This is a genomic window from uncultured Sphingomonas sp., from assembly GCF_964237155.1.
Classification (GTDB): domain Bacteria; phylum Pseudomonadota; class Alphaproteobacteria; order Sphingomonadales; family Sphingomonadaceae; genus Sphingomonas.
Genome location: NZ_CAXSHH010000005.1, coordinates 57,308 through 77,905 on the forward strand (window position 1 = coordinate 57,308; position 20,598 = coordinate 77,905).

Annotated in this window: 17 protein-coding genes; 5 read left to right on the forward strand and 12 right to left on the reverse strand. The window is 69.8% G+C overall.

What is annotated here, in order from left to right; translation table 11 throughout:
• Positions 1 to 54: 54 nt before the first annotated feature.
• From ACFE71_RS02435 to modA, 4 genes are read right to left on the reverse strand one after another with little or no spacing between them, the layout of a single operon-like run.
• The gene (locus ACFE71_RS02435) at positions 55 to 1,188 is read right to left on the reverse strand and encodes a glycosyltransferase (RefSeq protein ID WP_375427217.1); all 1,134 of its coding nucleotides are present in this window, start codon (positions 1,186 to 1,188) and stop codon (positions 55 to 57) included.
• Between the two features lie 11 nt (positions 1,189 to 1,199).
• Complete coding sequence (locus tag ACFE71_RS02440) at positions 1,200 to 1,805, reverse strand: ATP-binding cassette domain-containing protein (RefSeq protein WP_375427218.1); 606 nt, start codon at positions 1,803 to 1,805, stop codon at positions 1,200 to 1,202.
• Positions 1,795 to 2,484 carry a molybdate ABC transporter permease subunit gene (modB, locus tag ACFE71_RS02445; protein ID WP_375427219.1) on the reverse strand — a complete coding sequence of 230 codons (690 nt, stop codon included), beginning with the start codon at positions 2,482 to 2,484 and terminating at the stop codon, positions 1,795 to 1,797. The genes ACFE71_RS02440 and modB overlap by 11 nt, the downstream gene beginning before the upstream one ends.
• Complete coding sequence (gene modA / locus ACFE71_RS02450) at positions 2,481 to 3,227, reverse strand: molybdate ABC transporter substrate-binding protein (protein WP_375427220.1); 747 nt, start codon at positions 3,225 to 3,227, stop codon at positions 2,481 to 2,483. The genes modB and modA overlap by 4 nt, the downstream gene beginning before the upstream one ends.
• 69 nt (positions 3,228 to 3,296) lie before the next feature.
• On the opposite strand from modA, the gene ACFE71_RS02455 reads away from it, so the two are divergent.
• Both ACFE71_RS02455 and uvsE read left to right on the forward strand, forming a co-directional pair.
• Positions 3,297 to 4,358: a DHH family phosphoesterase gene (locus ACFE71_RS02455; RefSeq protein WP_375427240.1), complete on the forward strand. Its 1,062-nt coding sequence runs from the start codon at positions 3,297 to 3,299 to the stop codon at positions 4,356 to 4,358.
• Positions 4,355 to 5,518: a UV DNA damage repair endonuclease UvsE gene (gene uvsE / locus ACFE71_RS02460; RefSeq protein WP_375427221.1), complete on the forward strand. Its 1,164-nt coding sequence runs from the start codon at positions 4,355 to 4,357 to the stop codon at positions 5,516 to 5,518. The genes ACFE71_RS02455 and uvsE overlap by 4 nt, the downstream gene beginning before the upstream one ends.
• A gap of 150 nt (positions 5,519 to 5,668) precedes the next feature.
• Here uvsE and ACFE71_RS02465 read toward each other — a convergent pair whose 3' ends face one another.
• The 8 genes from ACFE71_RS02465 to ACFE71_RS02500 form a co-directional block, all read right to left on the reverse strand.
• On the reverse strand, positions 5,669 to 7,036 hold the full coding sequence (locus tag ACFE71_RS02465; RefSeq protein ID WP_375427222.1) for a surface lipoprotein assembly modifier: 1,368 nt from the start codon (positions 7,034 to 7,036) through the stop codon (positions 5,669 to 5,671).
• A 33-nt stretch (positions 7,037 to 7,069) separates the two neighbouring features.
• On the reverse strand, positions 7,070 to 8,260 hold the full coding sequence (locus ACFE71_RS02470) for a transferrin-binding protein-like solute binding protein (RefSeq protein ID WP_375427223.1): 1,191 nt from the start codon (positions 8,258 to 8,260) through the stop codon (positions 7,070 to 7,072).
• A gap of 79 nt (positions 8,261 to 8,339) precedes the next feature.
• On the reverse strand, positions 8,340 to 11,471 hold the full coding sequence (locus tag ACFE71_RS02475) for a TRCF domain-containing protein (protein ID WP_375427224.1): 3,132 nt from the start codon (positions 11,469 to 11,471) through the stop codon (positions 8,340 to 8,342).
• A 45-nt stretch (positions 11,472 to 11,516) separates the two neighbouring features.
• A complete protein-coding gene (locus ACFE71_RS02480; RefSeq protein WP_375427225.1) occupies positions 11,517 to 12,905 on the reverse strand; it encodes a trehalose-6-phosphate synthase in 1,389 nt (462 codons plus the stop codon).
• Complete coding sequence (locus tag ACFE71_RS02485) at positions 12,887 to 14,668, reverse strand: glycoside hydrolase family 15 protein (RefSeq protein WP_375427226.1); 1,782 nt, start codon at positions 14,666 to 14,668, stop codon at positions 12,887 to 12,889. Before ACFE71_RS02485 ends, ACFE71_RS02480 begins: the two co-directional genes overlap by 19 nt.
• Positions 14,665 to 15,417 (reverse strand): trehalose-phosphatase, encoded by a 753-nt coding sequence (otsB, locus tag ACFE71_RS02490; RefSeq protein WP_375427227.1) that lies wholly within the window; start codon positions 15,415 to 15,417, stop codon positions 14,665 to 14,667. Before otsB ends, ACFE71_RS02485 begins: the two co-directional genes overlap by 4 nt.
• A 64-nt stretch (positions 15,418 to 15,481) precedes the next feature.
• Positions 15,482 to 16,138, reverse strand: a complete 657-nt coding sequence (locus tag ACFE71_RS02495; protein ID WP_375427228.1) for an HAD family hydrolase — start codon at positions 16,136 to 16,138, stop codon at positions 15,482 to 15,484.
• A 4-nt stretch (positions 16,139 to 16,142) separates the two neighbouring features.
• Positions 16,143 to 17,297, reverse strand: coding sequence for a radical SAM protein (locus tag ACFE71_RS02500; RefSeq protein WP_375427229.1), 1,155 nt, complete (start codon positions 17,295 to 17,297; stop codon positions 16,143 to 16,145).
• Between the two features lie 72 nt (positions 17,298 to 17,369).
• Between ACFE71_RS02500 and ACFE71_RS02505 the strand changes: the two genes are divergently transcribed.
• From ACFE71_RS02505 to ACFE71_RS02515, 3 genes are all read left to right on the forward strand, one after another.
• Complete coding sequence (locus ACFE71_RS02505; RefSeq protein ID WP_375427230.1) at positions 17,370 to 18,728, forward strand: dihydrolipoyl dehydrogenase; 1,359 nt, start codon at positions 17,370 to 17,372, stop codon at positions 18,726 to 18,728.
• 173 nt (positions 18,729 to 18,901) lie between these two features.
• Positions 18,902 to 20,131: an efflux RND transporter periplasmic adaptor subunit gene (locus tag ACFE71_RS02510; RefSeq protein ID WP_375427241.1), complete on the forward strand. Its 1,230-nt coding sequence runs from the start codon at positions 18,902 to 18,904 to the stop codon at positions 20,129 to 20,131.
• A gap of 7 nt (positions 20,132 to 20,138) precedes the next feature.
• On the forward strand, positions 20,139 to 20,598 hold a 460-nt coding region (locus ACFE71_RS02515), incomplete at its 3' end, for an efflux RND transporter permease subunit (protein WP_375427231.1).

Here is a 20,598-nt window from a genome sequence, read left to right on the forward strand (position 1 = left end):
TACGGGCCATATAACGGAAGGTTGCGGACACGGTAGCCCCCGCCCCGACGCATGTTACCCTAGTATGCCGGGCCTGCCCATCGCGTCCGCGTAAAGGCTGGAATAACGGCGGATCATCTGCGCTTCGTCATAATCCGCGCGGGCGCGGACCCGGTTGGCCGCGCCGACGCGGGCGCGCAGGTCGGGGGCGTCCAGCAGCTTCTGGAGGACGTCGCGAAGCGGCACCTCGTCGATATGCGACGCGACCAGGGCGACGTTCTCCGGCGCGAGCATCGCGGGGACGTCGCCGACGGGCACGCTCGCGACGGGCAGCCCGGCGGCCATCGCCTCGACGACCGGGATCGGAAACTGCTCGGAGCGGGACGAGAGGGCGAGCAGGTCGAACAGGCCGATGTATCTGTGCGGGCGGTCGAGGAAGCCGGGCATCACCAGTCGATCCGAAATCCCCATCGCCTCCGCCGCTTGGGCGATCGCCCCGCGCTCGGGACCTTCGCCGACGATGACGAGGCGGAAGCGGCCGGACAGGCCGCCGCAAGCACGGACGAGCAGAGGCAGGTCCTTGACCGGGCGCAGGCCTGCAAGCGCGCCGATCACGACTTCGCGCTCGTTGCGAACGAAGCCTGGGATCGCCTTGGAATCGGGCTTGCCGGTGTAAAGGGCGGTGGCGACGCCGTTGACGATATGGTGGACGCGGGCGCGGGGCTGCTTCCAGGTCTCGGTTGCGATGCGGTCGAGCGCGCGGCTGGGGACGACGAGCGCGTGGGCGGCCGGAAGCGCGAGGCGGCGGTACATATTCCGCTCGACCTTCAGGCCTGTCGCCTCGTCCTCGTCGAAGCCGTCCTCATGATGGACGACGGGCGGCATTCCCTTTCCGAACACGCGCCTGGCCATGACGCCGTCGATCGCGCCCCAATCATAGGTCAGCACCAGGTCGAAGCGACGCGTAAAGCCCGCGATCGCCTCGTATCGCTTGACCGACGGCTTGCCGGCCAAGGGCGGCGGGTCCTGCGCGATCTCGTAACGCACGCCCCTGGCGATGGCGGCGCGCGCGCCGAGCGCGGTGGGGACGCGCGAGACGATCGTGTGCCGCGCCCGGTCGCCCCAGACGTTCATCAGCCGGACGGCGCGCGCCTCCTTCCCGCCGAGATCGAAGGCGGAATGGAGGTGGAGGATGTGCGGTGCGGGCATAATGGGCGCGGTCAGTACATCGCGACGCGGTGGTTTCCCAGTCGCTCAGCCTCCCCCTCGTCATGGGTGACGAGGAGCATCGGCAACCCGGTCTCGTCGCGCAGGCGCTCCAGGGCGCGCATCACCTCCTCGGCGCGAGCGGCGTCAAGCGAGCTGAGCGGCTCGTCGAGGAGCAGGAAAGCGGGGTCGCTCAGCAGCGCGCGACCGATCGCGACGCGGCGCGCCTCGCCGCCCGACAGCGTCCGCGGCCAGCGATCCAGAAGATGCGCGATATCGAGCATGCGGGCGGTGTCGGCGAGCTTGGCCGCGTTCGGCGCGCCATACAGGAGGTTGGCGCGAACGCGCTTGTGCGGAAAGAGCCGCGGGTCCTGGAAGACGTAGCCGACGCGCCGGCGCTCGGGCGGCAGGTTCACGCCGGCGTTCCGGTCGTAAAGGAACTCGCCCGCGACGCGTGCATGCCCCTTGTCCGGGCGCAGTAGCCCGGCGATCATATCGAGTACACTGGTCTTGCCGACGCCCGAACGGCCGAACAGCACGGTGACGCCGGCCCCGGTCCGGAACGCCGCACCGATCCGCCGGTCGCCCCTCGTCAGCTGGACCGCGACATCAAAGGACATGGACACCCCTGCCTGCTCGCCGGGCCAGCGCCTCCGACGCGACCAGCGCGACTAGCGCGAGCGCGATGGAGATCGCCGCCAGCCGCCACACCATCGCGTCGCCACCGGGACGCTGTTGCGCGGCGTAGATGGCGAGTGGCAGAGTTTCCGTCTCGCCCGGCACGGAGGAGACGAAGGTGATCGTCGCGCCGAACTCGCCGATCGCCCGGGCGAAACCGAGCGTCGTCGCGGCGAGGATGCCGGGCAGGCTGAGCGGCAGCGTGATCGTGGCGAAAACGCGCGTCCGGCTCGCGCCCAGTGTTCGCGCGGCCTGCTCCAGCCGGCGGTCGACCGCCTCGATCGACAGCCGGATCGCGCGCACCATCAGCGGCAGCGCCATCACCCCGGCCGCGATCGCCGCGCCCGTCCAGCGGAACAGGACGCTCGCGCCGAACCAGTCCTGGAGCAAGCTGCCGAGCGGGCCGCCAGGCGCGAAGGCGAGCAGGAGCACCCATCCGGTGACGACGGGCGGCACGACGAGCGGCAGATGGACGACCGCGTCGAGCAGCAGCTTGCCGGGCACGCGCGACCGGGCGAGGATTAGCGCTAGCCCGAATGCGAGCGGGAGCGTGACGGCGACCGCGACGCCGCCCACGAGCAAAGTTAACCGTATGATCGCCCATTCATCCGGCGAGATCACGGGCGGGTGAAGCCGTGGCGCGCAAAGATTGCCTGGCCGCGCGGGGAGAGCAGGAAGCGGCGGAAGCCTTCCGCATCCGGATGTCGCGAGTTGCGCAGGCGAGAGACGGGATAGCGGATCGGCGGGTGGCTCGATGCGGGGAAGACGCCCGCGACCCGGACGCCGGCCGAGGCGCGCGCGTCGGTCGCATAGACGATGCCGTAGGGTGCGACGCCGCGCTCGACAAGCGCCAGCGCGGCGCGGACATTCTCGGCACGCACCACCCTGCCCCGTACCGCGTCCCATGCGCCGAGCCGCTCGAGCGCGGCGCGGCCGTATCGTCCGGCGGGCACGGCGGCGGGATCGGCCATGGCGAGAGGTCCTGCCGCCAGCGTGCGGGCGAGCGTCGGGATGGTGAGGCGGACCCGGTTCGCGCGCGGGGTGATCACGACCAGCCGATTGCCCGCCAGCACCGCGCGGGTGCCCGGCGCGAGCAGGTCCGCGCGGGCGAGGTCGTCCATCCACTCCTCGTCGGCGGAAATGAACAGGTCGGCGGGCGCGCCGGCGCGGACCTGGCGTGCGAGTGCGGACGAGGCCGCGAAGGAGAGGACCGGACGCGGATGGCCTTGTCGCGCCCACACGACCGAGGCGTCGGTCAGGACTTCCTGAAGGCTGGCGGCCGCGAGCACCGTCGGCCCGCGCGGCTGGGCATGGGCCGGCGTGACCAGCAACAATATGAGAAAAACGAGCAGCCGGCGCATCATGGATCACCTTTCACGCCGCCGTTCTAAACGAACAGGAACGCAGCCGCGAGCCGGGTCGTTTGCGTGGCCATGATCGGCGTCCTCTCCAACGGTTCGGACGCGCGCACCGATGCGCGCGAAGCTTTCTCGCAGGCCGCCCAGGCGTTCGCGCCTGATCGGCCGATCCTCGTGGTCAGCCATTTCGACGCGGACGGGCTGGCGGCGGCGGCGATCCTGGCGCGGGGCCTGGGCGAGCAGGGCCATGCGGTCGATGTGCGGATCACCGGCAAGGGCGAGAGCCCGTGGGAGCCGGAATTCCGGGCGGAGCTGGAGGCGCGCAAGCCCGGCGGGCTGATCGTCGCCGATCTCGGCACCCGGGCGGAACCCGTGCTGGCGCGGTGCCCGACGGTGGTGATCGACCATCACGTGCCGACCGGCGCGCCCGACAGGGCGACCGTGATCAGCGGCAACGGGCTAGTGCCCGAACCGAGATCGGCGTTGCTCGCTTATTGGGCGCTCGGTGCCCCGGACGGCCTCGGCTGGCTCGCCGCGCTCGGCCTGATCGGCGACATGGCCCCGGAGGACGCGTTTCCCGAACTGGCCGAGGCCCAGGCGCGGTATGGCAAGACCGCGCTCAAGATGGCGACCTCGCTTGTCAACGCGCCCAGGCGGACGGCGGCGGCGGACGCCTCGCCCGCGCTGGCTCTCCTGATGCGGGGCGACGGCCCGAAGGCGGTCAGCAAGGAGCCGAGCGCCGAGCGCGAGCTGCTGGTCGCGGCCAAGGCGGAAGTGGCGGAGGCGATGGACGCCGCCAAGCGCGTGCCGCCGCGCGTGGTAGGCGACGTGGCGCTGATCCGTTTCCACGCCGGCCAGCAGATCCACCCACTGATCGCGCAGCAATGGCGCGGGCGGTTGAAGGACAAGATCGTGCTCGCCGCCAACACCGGCTACCGCGAGGGCTGGGTGCATTTCGCCGCGCGGTCGGCGACGGGTCGCGACCTGGTCGCGTTCCTCGCCGAGCACCGGCCTCCGGGCGCGGACTCGCGCTACGGCTCGGGTCACAAGCAGGCGACCGGCGGCGCGCTTCGCTATGACGACTGGAACGCGTTCGTGTCCGGTCTGGGCTTTCCCGAACAACAGGTACCCGCATGACCGACAGCACGCGCCCGCTCCGCCTCGGCTTTCCCGTGAAGGTCATAGGGCGGCCCGACCTGAAGACGCAGGACACGCGGCGGTGGCAGAAGGACCCGCACCTGAAATGCTCGCTGGAATTGCTGCATCCGGTGCTCGACTATCTGCGCAAGAACGACCTCGACATGTACCGGATGTCGTCGGACATCGCGCCCTACGCGACGCATCCGGACATGCCGCAGTTCCACGGCATGGTGGCCGAGAGCGACGCGGAGCTGCGCGCGTTCGGGGCCAAGGCGCGCGAATATGACATCCGGCTGTCCTTCCACCCGTCGCAATACGTGCTGCTCAACTCGCCCGATCCCGAGCTGACGCGCAAGTCGATCTGGGACCTGTCGAGCCAGGCGGAGATGCTCGACCGGATGGGTCTCAACGACGAGGCGGTGATGGTGACGCATGTCGGCGGAGTGTATGACGACCGCGAGGCGTCGCGCGCGCGGTGGATCGCGGGCTACGAAGCGTGCCCCGATCACGTGCGCCGCCGGCTGGTGCTTGAGAATGACGATATCCGCTTTTCGGCCAGCGACGTGCTCTGGATCCAGGAGCGCACGGGCGTTCGGCTGATCTTCGACTATCAGCACCATTGGTGCCTGAACCCCGAACGGCTCGACATGCGCCAGGCGCTGGAGCGGTTCGTGGCGAGCTGGCCCGACGGATGCCGGCCCAAGATCCACTTCTCCAGCCCACGCACCGAGATGCGCGAGCTGAAGCAGAAGATCACGCCCAAGCAGCGCGAAGCCGCAAAGGCGGGCAAGCCCAAACCGAAGAAGGGCGAGCTGTTGAAGGCGCCCGTCAAGGCGACCGCGCGGATCAAGACGGTGCTGCGACCGCCGATCTGGACGGGCCATTCCGACTTCACCAACCCGTTCGAGTTCGCGACCTTCATGCGGATGGCCGACGGCCTCACGTTCGACGTGATGATGGAGGGCAAGTCCAAGGACCTGTCGCTGCTCCGCTTGCGCCCCGACCTGCTCCGCTTCGCCCCCGACGTGGCGGCGCGGTTCGGGATCACCGACGAGGATGCGGGGCGGTTGGCGGCGGACGAGGCCCGGCTGGAACAGGGCGTCGCCGCCGAGGACGAGCCGGACGTCGACGAGGGAATGGCACTGGCGGCGGAGTAATAAAACGTCAAACCCTCTCCCGCTTTCGCGGGAGAGGGACAGGCGCGAAGCGCCAGGGTGAGGGCCGGACCTCGCCAGGAGAAGCCCGTCCCTCACCCTCGCCGCGCTACGCGCGCCTGTCCCTCTCCCGCGAAAGCGGGAGAAGGCTATTTAGAAAAACCGCGCCAGCGTGAACTCGAAGCGGCTGCGGGTGGTGTCGTAGAAGCGGAGCGACGAGTTGATGCGCGTATAGTTGAACACCAGCTGCGGCGAGAAGCCGAGCACCCGGATCTTGCGGTAGCCGAGCGTGGCGCGCGCGACGACGCGCCAGTCCCGGCGGGCATCCAGATCGAAGATCTCTAGCGGCGCGTCGTACACCGCGCGCGACACGCCCAGGCTTGCGCCGAAATTGACGCCGTAGCGCAGCTCGCCGCCGACCCCGACATTCCCGCCGGCCTCCGTGTTCGAGAACGGCTCCTCGCGCAGCGCGTCGCGTCGGACGAACGGCCCGACCGACGCGACGATCGTGGGCGTGACCGCGCGCTCGTAGGTGCCGTACAACCCACCCTGCCAGCCGTCATAGGCGCGGTCGAACAGCGCGCGGCTGTGGCGGACGTCGAGCTGGAAGCCGAAGCGGTCCTTGGCGTTCGCGACCGTCTGGCCGCCCAGGCGCGCGCCCAGCTGGCGGCTGACGGCCTCGCCGCCGAACCAGCGGTGCGCGGCGACCCCCTGGAGCGAGACGCTGGTCGCGGATGAAAATCGGTATTCCGCGCCGGCCGCGCCCTGGACGATGTGGTCGTCGAACATCGACCTTTTGTATTCGGTGCCGATCGCGTCGAATTCCGCCAGCGCCGAGACGCGCGCGCTAACGGGCAGGCGCAGGCCGGCGGATAGCTGGCCGACGACGCCGATGCCCGAGCGGGCCGTGGCCTGGTCGTTCAGATCGACGGGTATCTCCGTATCGCCGAGCAGGATCGTCACCGACCGGGCCGACGTCGCGTTGTTGATGTTGGTGTCGGGCGCGACCCCGAGATTGACGTCGAGCCGCCAGGTGCGCGAGCTGCGGATCGTGTCGCGCACGGTGCGGATCGTCCGGGCGATCTCCTGCGGAAGTTCGGTGTCCTGCGCCGCCAGGCTGAACTGGCGATCGGCGCTGGCGGTCTTGTTCTGCTGAAGCAGCACGCGGCCGAGTTCCAGCCGCACGCGCGTCTGGCGCGGGTCGTCGGCCAGGATCGCGCGATACCGCTCGGCCGCGCCTTCGAGATCGCCCGTTTTGGAGGCGATGTAGCCCAGCAAGAAGCGGGTCTGGAGCTTGTAGCCGGGCGCGAGCTCCAATGCCTGGAGCAGCGGTCGGGCCTGCGCGTACCGCCCCTGCGCGACGAGCCGGTCGGCGGCGGCGAGAAGCTGCGCCGGGGTCAGCGTGATCCGGCAGTCGGTCCCGTCGCACCCGGCGGCCGTGGCGGGTCGCTCCGCCGCGATCTGCGCCGCGGCGGGAGCGGCGAGCGTCGTCGCCGCGGCGAGCGCCGCCAACCCGATCACCGTCCCACCCCGCCCGGTATCCGCTCGCCGATCCTACTTCTTCGCCCCGGCGAACGCGCCCAGAATGTCGAGGCGGCGGTTCGGCACGCCGCCGACGATGCGGAAATTGCCGCCGATGTTCTTGGCGTCCGGACCATAGAAGGTGCCGTCGATCGAGCTCGCGCCCGCGACGCTGGTGGCTCCGTTGACCGCCGTGAAGTCGACGGGCACGACCTGCCCGTCACCCATCCGGAACTCGGCCGAGGAGAAGGCGCCGGTGAAGACCGAGCCCGCCCTGGCCCAGCCGGCTGACCCGACCGCGCTGAAGATCGACCCCGCTGAAATCGCGAGCGCCTCGTTGTTGGCGGCGATGTTCTTGGAGAAGACCGGGCTGACCCGGCCCGATAGCGACAGCCCGACGGTCCGCTTGGCAAAATCGACATCGACGCCGCTTGTGCCCGTGATCCATTGCAGCACTGAGGAGCTACCGTCCTGACGGCCAACCATGGTGGCCAGGAACTCGCCCTCGAAACGGCCCGTGCCCCGGACGGGCATCTGGAGCGTCGGCGTCTTCGAGCCGAACACCATGACAGCCTGTTCCGAAGTGAACTCCTGCGTCTCCGGCTCCAGATAGCTGCGCTCGACCCCTGCGATCGACACGAAGTCACCGCTGGCGGCGGGACGCTGGTAGAAAAAGGTGAGCTGCGCGTCGCCGTCGAGCGCCTGGAGATAGTTGTACCCCTGGAGCAGTGGCACCTGATACTCGCCCGAGCGCGCCTGGTCGACTGTTTGCCGGTGCGCAGGGTCCTGAAATCCCAGGTTCCGGGTAACGCCGGCTGCAGGATCGGCGAGCGCGACGGTGAAGATGCCATCACGCGGATTGTAGGTGATCGTGCCGGTCGGCGTCGCGACGGTGCTGGCATTGCCCCGGTAGAGCGTCCGCCCTTTCTCATCGACGTTGAGAGACTGAGCCGCACCCACCGCGTCGAAGACCGTGGCGGCGGACACGTCGAACAGGTGCGCCTGACCGGGCGGCCCCGGTGTCGGCGTGGGGGTCGGCGTCGGTGTGGGAGCCGGTGTCTGAGTCGGGGTTGGGGTCGGAGCTGGCGTGTTTCCCGGTGTCGGCGTCGCGCCCACGGGCGGTGCGGCCGTGCCCGCCGACAGGACGGAGCCGGAGCTGCCCGAGCCGCCGCACGCCGCGAGCGACAGGAACGGCAACGTCAGTAGAGCATGGATCGCGCGCATGTGGAGGCCCCTGTTTCCCCGTAGGATCATGCGGCCGGGATAGGGAAAAAGGGTTAAGGGACCTTGAAGCGGTCCCCGCTCACTCCACCAGCTCACCAAGCAGTTCCGCCACGCGCGCGACGCGAGCGCGGTCGTCCTCGATGCGTTCCGCCAGGAGCCAGCGGCCGTTCTTCTCGGCCAGCCCGGCGACCTCCGGCAACGACTGCTTGCCCTTGGGAGTAAGCGCGATCGCGGCGGGGCCGGCGTCGATCCTCTCCATTTCGGCGGCGCGGGCGAGGAGACGGAGGCGGGTCAGCTGAAGCAGCGCGTGGGCGGCCTCGGGTATCGCGCCGAAACGATCCTCTAGCTCGGCCTCGAACGAGTCCAGCGTGGGGGTGTCGACGATGCGCGCGAGGCGGCCATAGAGCGAAAGGCGGACATCGATCTCGGGAATCCAGTCCTGCGGCAGGCGGCCCGCCAGGCCGATATTCAGCTGGGGCGTCCATTGGTCGACCGCCTGGCCGCGCGCCGCGCGCAGCGCGTGGCCCAGCAGGTGCTGGTAGAGGTCGATGCCGATCAGCTTCATATGCCCCGCCTGCTCCTCGCCCAGCAGATCGCCCGCGCCGCGCAGGTCGAGATCGCGCGCGGCGATCGCGAAGCCCGCGCCCAGGCGGTCGAACGCCTCCAGCGTGCGCAGGCGCTTCAGGGTGGCGTCGGCGATCGTCTGGCCTTCCTCCGTCAGAAGCAGGATCTGCCCGCGCCGTCCGCCGCGTCCGACGCGCCCGCGCAGCTGATGAAGCTGCGACAGGCCGAAACGATCGGCGTGCGTCACGATCATGGTGTTGGCGCGCGGCACGTCCAGCCCCGCCTCGATGATGTTGGTCGCGAGCAGCACGTCGCCGCCATGACCGCCGATGCCCGCCGCGAAGCCGACCATCGCCTCGTCGATCTCGGCGGCGGGGAGCTTGCCGTGCGCGGTCACGACCTTCAGTTCGGGGGCGATCTTGGCCAGGCGGTCGGCGACGGCGGGCATGTCCTCGATCCGGGGCACGACGACGAAACTCTGCCCGCCCCTGCCCTTTTCGCGCAGCAGCGTGGCGCGGACGGTGGCGTCGTTCCAGGTTTCGACCGCGGTGCGGATCGGCTGGCGGCGCGCGGGCGGGGTGGCGATGACCGAAACGGATTGCAGCCCGACCATGGCGGCTTGGAGCGTGCGTGGGATGGGCGTGGCGCTGAGCGACAGGACATGGCCCGCGCCGAGCCCGGCGAGCTTCGCTTTGTCGGCCACGCCGAAACGCTGCTCCTCGTCGATGACGATGAGCGCCAGGTCCCGGTACTCCACGCCCTTGCCCGCTACCGCGCCGGTACCGATCACCACCTTGATCGAGCCGTCCGCAAGACCGGCGACGACGCGCTTCTTGTCGGCGGGGGTGCTGAGGCGCGAAAGCCCCGCGACCTCGACGCCCGTGCCCTCGAAGCGGCGGGCGAAGGTCTCGATGTGCTGGCGGACGAGAACGGTCGTGGGGGCGGTGACCGCGACCTGGCGGCCGGCCAGCGCGACGAGCGCGGCGGCGCGCAAGGCCACCTCCGTCTTCCCGTAACCGACATCGCCGACGACCAGGCGATCCATCGGCTTGCCGCTGGCCAGGTCGGCGCGGACGGCGGCGATGGCGCGGGCCTGGTCCGCCGTCTCGGTGAAGGCGAAGCCCGACGCGAAGCGTTCGTAGGCGGCGGCGTCGGGGGCGATCGGATCGGTCGTGCGCGCGTCGCGCCGCGCGGCGAGGTCGGCCAGGCCGCGCGCGGACTCGGCGATGGCCCGATCGATCGCGCCACGTCGCTTCTGCCAGGAACCGCCGTCGAGCGTGTCGAGCGTCACCTGGTCGGCGTCCGCGCCGTAGCGCCAGATGCGATCGGCCTCACCCACCGGCACGAGGCGGCGGGCGTCCTTGGCGTAGCGGAGCACGACCGCGTCGCCGCCTTCCGCCCCGCTCTCGCCGGGGAGGGTCTCGACGCCCTCGACCGAGCCGATGCCGAACTCCTCATGGACGATCACGTCCCCAACGCGCAACTCGCCGGTCGCGGCGGCGAGCGGGTCGACGCCGCCGGTCGCATGCTCGTCGGCGCGCGCGCGGCCGCCGAGCAGGTCACCGCCGGCGATGACGGTGACCCCAGCGAGCGAGAAGCCGCGGTCGACCGGCGCGTGCAGGCAGAACGATGTCCCGGCCGGGGCGGCGACGGCGTCGGCCCAGCTCCGGATCGGCGGCAGATCGAGCTTGGTGCGCGCGGCGAGGAAGCGAAGGTCGCGGGGGCTGCCGGTGAGGATCAGTGGGCCGTCCGCCAATGCTTCCCGCGCGAAGCGGTCGAAGGCGCGTGTGGGATTGTTGCCCTCGATGAAGCGGGGCGGGGCGTCGCCTTCGGGGGCGTTCAGGTCGACGGTCGCGCGGGCGCCGATCTCCGCCTGCCAGTCCTCGGCCCCGACAAGCAGCCTGTCCGCGCGACGGCCGCGACGAAGCGCGTCGGTCGAGAGGGCGAGGAAGCGGGCGCGGTGGCGGTCCGCGCCCGGGTCGAGCGCGACGACTGCGTCGGGCAAGTGCGCGAGCAGCGATACGCCGCCCGCCGCCTTGGGTTCGCTCGCGCGGCCGATCTCGACGGACCCGAGCGGATCGCCGCCGAGCTGGGTGACGGGATCGTAGCGTTTGATGGCGGAGACCCGGTCGTCCTCGACCTCGATGCGGACGGGAAGCGCGCTGTCGACGGGGAAGATGTCGACCACCGCCCCGCGCACGGCGACTTCGCCCGGTTCGTCGATGCGGTCGTCCGGCGTGTAGCCGATGCCGATCGCGAGCTCGGCGAAGCCGTCCAGTCGCAGTTCGTCGCCGACGGCGAAGGAGGGGTCGGTCGCCTCGAACGCGTCGGACGGGGCATAGCGAAGGACGCTCGCCTCGGCGGTCGTGACCATCGCGACGCGCGCTCCGTCACCCCGCGCCTGCCGCGCGCCGCGCAGGGCGGCGGCGCGCGCGCCGATGTTGGCGGGGGATGCGGGCGCGTCCTCGCCGGGGAGCGCGTCGGGACAGGGAAGGTGAAAAACTCGTACGTCCGGCGCGAAGGCGGCGAGGATCGCCGCGATCGAGGCGGCGCGCGCATCGTCGCTCGCGATGTAAAGGATGTCGCGGGTGGCGAGTTCGGTGGCGAGCAGGGCGGCTAGAGGCGCGGGTGCGAGCAAGTCGGGCAATGCGGTTCCTAATTCACGGCGTCGATGTCGGGCGGGTGAGGTCGGTCAGCGGGGTTCGAGCGCCCCGATGAAGCGGTCGCGCCACCAGAACACGTCTTCGCGGCGGATGTTCGCGATCAGCGACCGCCAGCGCCGGACGCGCTCCTCGCGCGGCATGCCGAGGGCGAGCGCGATCGCGTCGGCGACCTCGTCGGCGCTGTATGGATTGACGAGCAGCGCGTCGCGCAGCTGCGCCGCCGCGCCCGCGAAGATCGACAGGATCAGGACGCCGGGATCGTCCGGGTCCTGCGCGGCGACGTATTCCTTGGCGACGAGGTTCATGCCGTCGCGCAGGGGCGTGACGAGCGCGACGCGGGCGGCGCGGTAGATGCCGGCGAGTTCGTCGCGCGGATAGCCCTTGTTGACGTAACGGATCGGCACCCAGTCGATGTCGGCGAACTCGCCGTTGATGCGGCCCGACAGCTCGTCGAGCTCGGCGCGGATCGCCCGGTAGGTGTCGACCTTCTCGCGGCTGGGCGGCGCGATCTGGAGCATGAGCACCAGGCCTTGCAGGTCGGGGTTGCGGAGGAGGAAGCGTTCGTAGCTTGCGAACCGTTCGGGCAGGCCCTTGGAATAGTCGAGCCGATCGACGCCGACGATGATGGAGCGGCCGGTCGCGCTCATATGCAGCCGGTCGCGGGCGAAGCGGGCGGGGTCGCTGCGTGCGGCGGTCTCGAACTCGCCCGCGTCGATCCCGATCGGCGCGACGATCGCGCGGATGGCGCGGTCGCCCAGAGTCACCGCGCCGTCCTCCCCGACGACCGCGCCGAGATGGCGCGTGACATGGTGAAGGAACGCGTCGAGCCAGTCGGGTGTGTGGAAGCCGACCACGTCGTATTCGAACAGGCTGCGCACCAGCGGCTCGTGGCTGGGTAGCGACATCAGGATCTGCGAGGGCGGCCAGGGGATGTGGAGGAAGAAGCCGAGGCGGTTCGTCAGCCCCAGGCGGCGGAGCTCGCGGCCAAGCGGGATCAGGTGGTAGTCGTGGACCCAGACCAGATCGCCCTCGCCGATCAGCGGGCGGACGGTGGTGGCGAAGCGCCGGTTGACGCGCAGGTAGCCGCCCTCGAAATCGCGTTCGAACCGGGTCAGGTCGATGCGGTTGTGGAACAGCGGCCACAGGCTGCGATTGGCGTAGCCATTGTAATATTCGTCGACGTCCTGCGGCTCGAGATCGACCGTCGCGGTCGCGACGCCGTCGGCCTGCTCTAGCCCGATCGCGCCGGTAAAAGCGCCCACCGTCTCCCCCGACCACCCGAACCACACCCCGCCCTTCTCGCGCAACGCCGCGAGGAGGGCGACCGCGAGCCCGCCCTGGTTGCCCGCGCTCGACGCCTTGGGGGATTGCACGCGGTTGGAGATGACGACGAGCCGGCTCACCTCACGGCGCTCCATGGCTTGGACAGGAGCACGGCGCAGTTGATGAGCCCGACGAGCGAGTAGGTCTGGGGGTAGTTGCCCCACAGCTCTCCGGTCGCGGGATCGATGTCCTCCGACAGCAGCCCGGCGGGGGTGCGCCTGGTCATCATCTCCTTGAACAACGCGCGGGCATCGTCGACGCGGCCGGTCGCATGCAGCGCCTCGATCAGCCAGAAGGTGCAGACGTTGAAAGCGGTCTCGGGGAGGCCGAAATCGTCCTCGGTCGCATAGCGGAGCATGTGGCTTCCGCGCCTGAGCCCTTGCTCCACGGCGTCGAGCGTCGACCGGAAACGCGGGTCGTCCAACGACAGGAAACGCAGGTCAAGGAGTTGGATCAGGCTGGCGTCCAGATCGTCGCCCTCGAACGTCGCGGATAGGCGCTGCGTGTCCTCGCGCCACGCGGCCTGTTCGATGCGCGTCCGCATCGCGTCGGCGCGGTCCTGCCAAAAGCTACGCCGCTCCTCCATGCCTAGCGCGCGCGCCGCGCTCGCCAGCCGGTCGCACGCCGCCCAGCACATCGCGGCGGAATAAGTGTGGACGGCGGATTTCGTTCGCAGCTCCCACAGCCCCGCATCCGGATGGTCGTACACGCCCCAAGCGCGCTCGCCCACGCGCTCGAGCGAGCGGAAATCCTCCGGGCCCGACATGCGGAACAGGCGCCGGTCGAAGAAGGCTTGGACGTCGGACAGGACGATCTGGCCGTAGGCGTCGTGCTGGATCTGGGTATAGGCGGCGTTGCCGACACGAACGGGACCCATGCCGCGATAGCCGGGCAGGTCGGGCGCTTCGCGCTCCTCGATCCGCGTCTCGCCGCCCACGCCGTAAAGCGGTTGGATATGCCCGCCGCGACAGCCGTCGACGATGTTGCGGAGATATTCGAGGTACCCCTCCAGCACGTCGAGCGCCCCCAGGCGATTGAGCGCCTGCACGGTGTAGTAGGCGTCGCGAATCCAGCAATAGCGATAATCCCAGTTTCGCCCCGAATGCGCATGCTCGGGCAGCGAAGTGGTGAGCGCGGCGACGATCGCGCCCGTTTCCTCATGCTGGCAAAGCTTCAAGGTGATCGCGGCGCGGATCACCGCGTCCTGCCATTCGACGGGGGTGGCGAGCCCGCGCGACCAGCCCCGCCATTCCGTGATCGTGCGGTCGCGCATCGATACGAGCGTCTCGGCGATGTGCCCGACGAAGCCTTCATCGGGCCCGAGGAAGAAATGGAGAGGGCGTTCGAGGCGGAACCAGCTCTCGGCGCGGACCTGACCGACAGGAACGTCGGTGGTGAGGCGCAGGACGTTTTCAGCCATAAGATAGCGGACATGGTTGGAGCCCGCCGTCTCGTCCGCCCGGCCGCCCCAATCCTTGCCGACGCGCAGGACGACGCGGATGCGCGGGGCGCCGGCGACGGGGCGGACGATGCGGATCCAGGCGGTCGGGCGATAGGTGCGGCCGTCCCGATGGAAGCGCGGGCAGAAGTCCGTGACCTCGACCGCGTTTCCCTGCCCGTCCTCATGCCGGGTGACGAGGACGGCGGTATTGCGCTGATAATGCTGGTGAGTGACGCCGCCGTCCTCCAGCTCGATCGCCCAATAACCGGTGTCGGGCGCATCGCCGCCGAGCAGCGCGGAAAAGGCGGGCTCGCCATCGACGCGCGGAACGCACCCCCATACGAACGTGCCGGACCCGTCGACCAGTGCGGAGACCTGGCAATTGCCGATCGGCCAAAGGTTCATGGAGGCGGTCATGGAGCATGCTCCAGCGCCCGGGCGATCCAGCTTCGGACAGCGGCCACATCGGGGAGCGCGTAGGCGGCTTGAGTCTCGCGACGCTCGCCGACGAGCACGCCCGCGCCGCCCAGCCGGGCGGCCGCCGCGAAGCCCGCCTCGTCGGTCACGTCGTCGCCGAAGACGAGCGGGGCAAACCCGGCCATCGACGCGCCCGCCGCGAGCGCACCGACCGCGCGGCCCTTGTCCCCGTCGACGCGAACCTCGGCCATCATCTTGCCTTGCTGAAGGACGAGCCCGTGATCGGCGGCGAGCCGGCCGGCGGCGGCGAGCGCGTCCGCCCCATGCTCGGGCACGAGGCGGTAGTGGAGCGCGACACCGAGCGTCTTGCGTTCCACCACCACGCCGGGTCGGATTTCGGCGAAGGCGTCCATATGGGCGGCGATCACGCCCAGCGCGGATGTCGCCGTGTGAAGCTCCTCGCCGTCGTCGCGGAACTCGGCCCCATGGCTCCCCGCGAGCGTGATCCCCTCCACGCCCTTGCCCAGCATCGCGTCGAGCTGTGCGATCGAACGCCCGCTGACGATCGCGACGCGTCCGGGGAGCATGTGGGTCAACCGGGCAAGGAGCGCGCGCAATTCGGGATCGGCGCGCACCGCGTCGGGACGATCGACCAGATCGACCAGCGTACCGTCGAAATCGAAGAAGAGGGAGGCGGAGGCGAGTAGGTCGAGCGGGGGGACGGCGAGAATTCGGTCGGTTGCTGGCATGACGGGGAGAACCCGTGCGGGCGGGGGGTGTTCCCCTGCTCCCTCTTCGGACAAGAAAGGGGTTTCAGGTTTTCCCCGTCCAACTCGGAAACCCGTTCAGCAGCGCGCCCGCATCGTCATACACCGCCGATGCGCCCATCAGCACGTCGCGCGAGAAGCCGCCTGACAGGACCGCGATCACGGCCACACCGCATTTCGCGCCCGCGTCGATGTCGTAGGGTGTGTCGCCGACGAACAGCGCCTCCCCCGCCTCGACGCCGAGCTTATCCAGCGCGGTCGCGACGATGTCGCCGGCGGGCTTCGAGTTCCTCACGTCGTCGATGGTCGTGGTCTCGTCCACGAACCCGGCGATGCCGAGCAATTCGACATAGTGATCCAGCTCGCCCTTGGACGCCGAGGAGGCGAGCGCGATCTTCAGTCCGGCCTCGTGGACGCGGGCGATAAGGTCGCGAGCGTGTGGGAAAGCGCGGACCCGGGACAGGTACCTGCCCTTGAACACCTCGCCATGCGCGTCGCCCAGCGTCTCCGCCCACTCCTCCGATGCGCTAGGGACCAGCGTGGGGACGAGCATGTCCGCGCCCTTGCCGATCTGGGCGCGAACCTTCTCCCGGTCGATGTCGTGACCGTGCGCGATGAACGCTTCCACCCAGGCGTCGGCGTGAAAGTCGTTGGAGTCGACCAGCGTGCCGTCGATGTCGAACAGGATGGCTTTCACGGTCATCAGGTCAGGTCCAGTAAAGGATGCGGGCGGAAGGGAGCTTGGCGGCGATCTCGCTTTCGAAGAAGGCGCGCAGCGTACGCATCAGGTCGCGGTCGTAGACGTGCTTGATCGCCCCGAACTTGGTACGCTTCTGCGATCGCCCCGCCGGTCCCATGTCTAGTGCCGAGCCCGGATACCAACTGTCGAGCACCGCCTTGGACCCTTCGGTGAAGCGGTGGGTGATAAGTTCGACCGTCAGGTCGGGTTCCAGCCCGTCCAGCGCACGGGCGACATCGTCGACCAGCCCGCCGTAAGCCGCCTCCCAGCCAGGGGCGGCGATGATGGGGGCGATCGTCAGGCCGACGAGATAGCCCGCCTCCGCCATCCGCCGCATCGCGGCTATCCGCTGCGCGACGGGGCTCGTGCCGCCCTCGAAGCGCGCATAGGGCTTGGGGTTGAGCGATACGCGCATACGGGTGCGGCCGTTATGCGCGAGCCCTAGAAGCGGCTCCACCGTTTGAAACTTGCTGGTGAAGCGGAGCTGCGCGTCGGCTTCCCACCGGCCGAAATACTCGACCAGCGCCGATAGCGATCCGGTCAGGTGCTCGATCGCGAGCGGATCGGTGTAGCAGGAAGCCTCGTAGGTCGTGCCCTCATGTCGCCGCGTTTTGGAGCGCGAGGTGATCGTGCCCTGCCCCAGATGGCGCGGCATCTCGTCCAGGATCTCGGGGAAGTTCGCATAGACGCGAGTGATCGGGGCACCCTTCAGCGACCCGGCCAGATAGCAATAGGAACAGTGCGCCGGGCAGCCCTCCGCTAGGTCGACGCGCCAGTCGGCGGACGGCGCGATCGGTTGAAGCTTGCGCTTGGAGGGCGGCGCGACGACGACCGCCATCGTCGCCTTCGACTCCGCATATTGCCGTCTGGGATCGTCGGAGAAGTCGAGTTTGACCCGGTCGTTCGGCAATTCCACCAGATCGAGACCGAGCCCGGCGACGCGCTCGGCGATCGCACGGCCATGATCCCAGCCGAGCGCCGACTTAGTCACCAGCACGCGCTTGGGTCGCCATTCGCGCGATCGCCCCGGACGCGGATCGAGATCGCCGGGGATGACCGGCATCGGCTCGTTGGCGGTCGAGTCCTGAAACAAGTGAGGCGCTGTGGGTGCGGCGGTAGCCATGCCCAGTTAACCGGGCGAACGGGCTTCTTTGTTCCGCCGGAACCCCGGCCCATCGCGGCCTCTTTAATGTGGATGAACGAGACCATCACCTGCGACGTGGCGATCATCGGGGCGGGCACCGCCGGGCTGGCGGCATGGCGCGCCGCGACCGGGGCGGGCAAGCACGCCGTCATTGTCGAACGCGGCCCGGGCGGCACGACCTGCGCGCGCGTCGGATGCATGCCGTCCAAACTGATGCTCGCCGCCGGCCGTGCGGCGCGGGATGCGCGGCGGGCGGGGATGTTCGGGGTGCGGACCGGGGCGGTCGAGATCGACGGCGCGGCGGTGCTGGCGAGGATGCGGGCGGAGCGCGACTTCTTCACCGCCAGCGCGCGCGAAAGCTGGTTCGCGGTCCCGCCCGAGCAGCGGATCGATGGCGCGGCGCGCTTCGTCGGGCCGACCGCGTTCCAAATCGAGGACGGCGCCCGGATCGAGGCGGGCGCGGTGATCATCGCGACAGGCGGGGCGCCGCTTGTACCCCCGGTGCTCGAGCCGGTTGCGGCGCTCGTCTGCACCAACGAGACGATCTTCGAGATCGAGGCGCTGCCGATGCGGCTGGCGGTGCTCGGCGCGGGCGCGCAGGGGATGGAGTTGGCGCAGGCATTCGCCTGGCTCGGCGTCGCGGTGACGGTGATCGACAACGGCGCGACCGTCGCCAAGTTGTCGGATCCCGAGGCGGCAACCATCGTCCGCGAGGCATTTGCCTCATTGGTCGAGTTGCGGCTTGAGACCGAACTGGAGTCTTCCGAGCTGGTCGATGGGCTCGCGCGCTTGCGTTGGACCGGCGGCCAGGGTGAGTTCGACCTGGTACTGGCTGCGAGCGGACGACCGCCCGAACTGAAGCCGCTCGATCTGGAGGCCGTCGGGTTGAAGCTGGACGACCACGGCACGCCGTTGTTCGATCCCGTGACGAGGCGCTGCGGCGGGAGCGCCGTCTTCATGGCGGGCGACGCGGGCGCGAACCGCGCGGTGCTGCACGAGGCGTCGCGCGAAGGCGAGATGGCGGGGCTGGTCGCGTCGGGCCTCCGCCCGCGCGACCGGCTGCCCGTGCTGGCGCTCACCTTCACCGAGCCGCAGATCGCGCTGGTTGGCTGCGATCATGACGAGTTGCCGGACGGCCACCGGATCGGCCAGGCCGTATTCGCGGAGAACGGTCGCGTCCGGGTCGACGAGAGCCAGGACGCGCCCGGCGTCGCGCGCGTCTATGCCGATGGCGAGGGCAAGCTGATCGGCGGGACGATCGTCGGCCCGGGGGCGGAACATCTGGGTCACCTGCTCGCGCACGCGGTGGCGCGGGGGTTGACGGCCGCGGCATTCGAGGATGCGGTATTCTATCATCCATGCGTCGAGGAGACTCTCCAGAACGCCGTGCGCGATCTGCTGAGAAGCTGAACGATCGTTCATCCGGAATTCAGGCCCGCGAGGCGAGGTGCACGCGCGGCCGAGCCCTTTCCCGACGCAATTGCAACATCTCGGTTCGTGGCGCATTGCAGCATACATGCCCGGCCGACGCCGGCAGGCAGGAGACACGGGTGAAGCGGTCAGTCGGTGAAGCGGGCGGTCGCCTGCGCGCGCTCGGCGCATCGGTGCTGGCCCTGAGTCTGACTGCGTCTCTGGCCGCATGCGGTGCGGGTGCTCAGGAAAAGGGCGAGGGTAAAGGCAAGGGCCCAGGCGGTCCCGGCGGTCCGCCGGCCGAGGTCGGCTTCGTCGTCGTCCAGCCCACCGACGTCGCGCTCGAGGCGACGCTGCCCGGCCGTACCGTCGCCTTCCAGAGTTCGGAGGTGCGCCCGCAGGTGTCGGGCGTCGTCCAGCGCCGCTTCTTCGAGGAGGGTCAGATCGTCCGGCGCGGGCAGCCGCTCTATCAGATCGACCCGTCGCTCTACCGCGCCGCCGTCAACCAGGCGCAGGCCAACGTCGCCGCCGCGCAGGCGACCGCCGAGGCGGCAGGCGTCCGCGCCGCGCGCTTCCGCCCGCTTGCCGAGATCGAGGCGGTGTCCAAGCAGGACTATACCGACGCCGCCGCCACCGCGCGCCAGAGCCGGGCGGCGGTGGCGCAGAACAGCGCGGCGCTGGAGACCGCGCGCGTCAATCTCCGCTTCGCCACCGTCCCCGCCCCCATCACGGGGCGGATCGGGCGGTCGCTCTTCACCGTCGGCGCGCTCGTGACCACCAGCCAGGCCGATCCGCTGGCGACGATCCAGCAGCTCGACCCGATCTTCGTCGATATCCAGCAATCCTCCGCCGCGCTGCTGTCGCTTCGGCGATCGCTGAGCGGCGGCACCGGCATCGTCCCCGCCCGCGCTCAGGTCCGGCTGAAGCTAGAGGATGGAAGCGATTACGGCTATGCGGGCACGGTCGAGTTCTCGGAAGTCGTGGTCGAGCAGACGACGGGCACCGTGACGCTCCGCGCGCGCTTCCCGAACGCGCAGGGACTGCTATTGCCGGGCATGTTCGTCCAGGCGCAGTTCGCGCAGGCGATCAACACCCGCGCGTTCCTGGTCCCCCAGCCCGCCGTGACGCGCGACGCCAAGGGGGGCGCGACGTTGTTCGTTGTCGGTCCGGGGAACCGCGCGCTCCAGCGCCCGGTCATCGCCGAGCGTACCGAGGGCCAGTTCTGGGTCATCACCAAGGGTTTGAGCCCCGGCGACCGGGTGATCACGCAGGGGCTGCTTCCTTCCATGCGGCCGGGCGCGAGCATCAAGCCCGTCCCCGCCGATACGCCGCAACGCGTCCGGCCGCCGTCGCCTGAGCAGATGGAGCGGATGAAGGCCAAGGGCGGCGGCAAGAACGGCTGACGGACCCATGTTCTCGCGCATCTTCATCGACCGGCCGATCTTCGCCTGGGTGCTCGCCATCATCGTCATGCTGGCGGGCGTCGGCGCGATGCTCGCGCTGCCGATCGCGCAATATCCCGACGTCGCGCCGCCGCAGGTCACGATTCGCGCCAGCTATCCCGGTGCGTCGGCCGATACGATCCAGAACTCGGTCACGCAGATCGTCGAGCAATCGCTGACGGGCATCGACGGGCTGATCTATTTCCAGTCGCAATCCAGCTCGCGCGGGCAGGTCGTGATCACGGCCACCTTTGATAAGGGCGTCGATCCCGACATCGCGCAGGTCCAGGTGCAGAACCAAGTCCAGGCCTCGATCGCGCGCCTCCCGCAACAGGTGCAGCAGCAGGGATTGGTCGTCAGGAAGTCGAACCCCGACTTCCTGATGATCGTCGGCGTCTATGACGAGACCGACCGGCTGACGGGCCGCG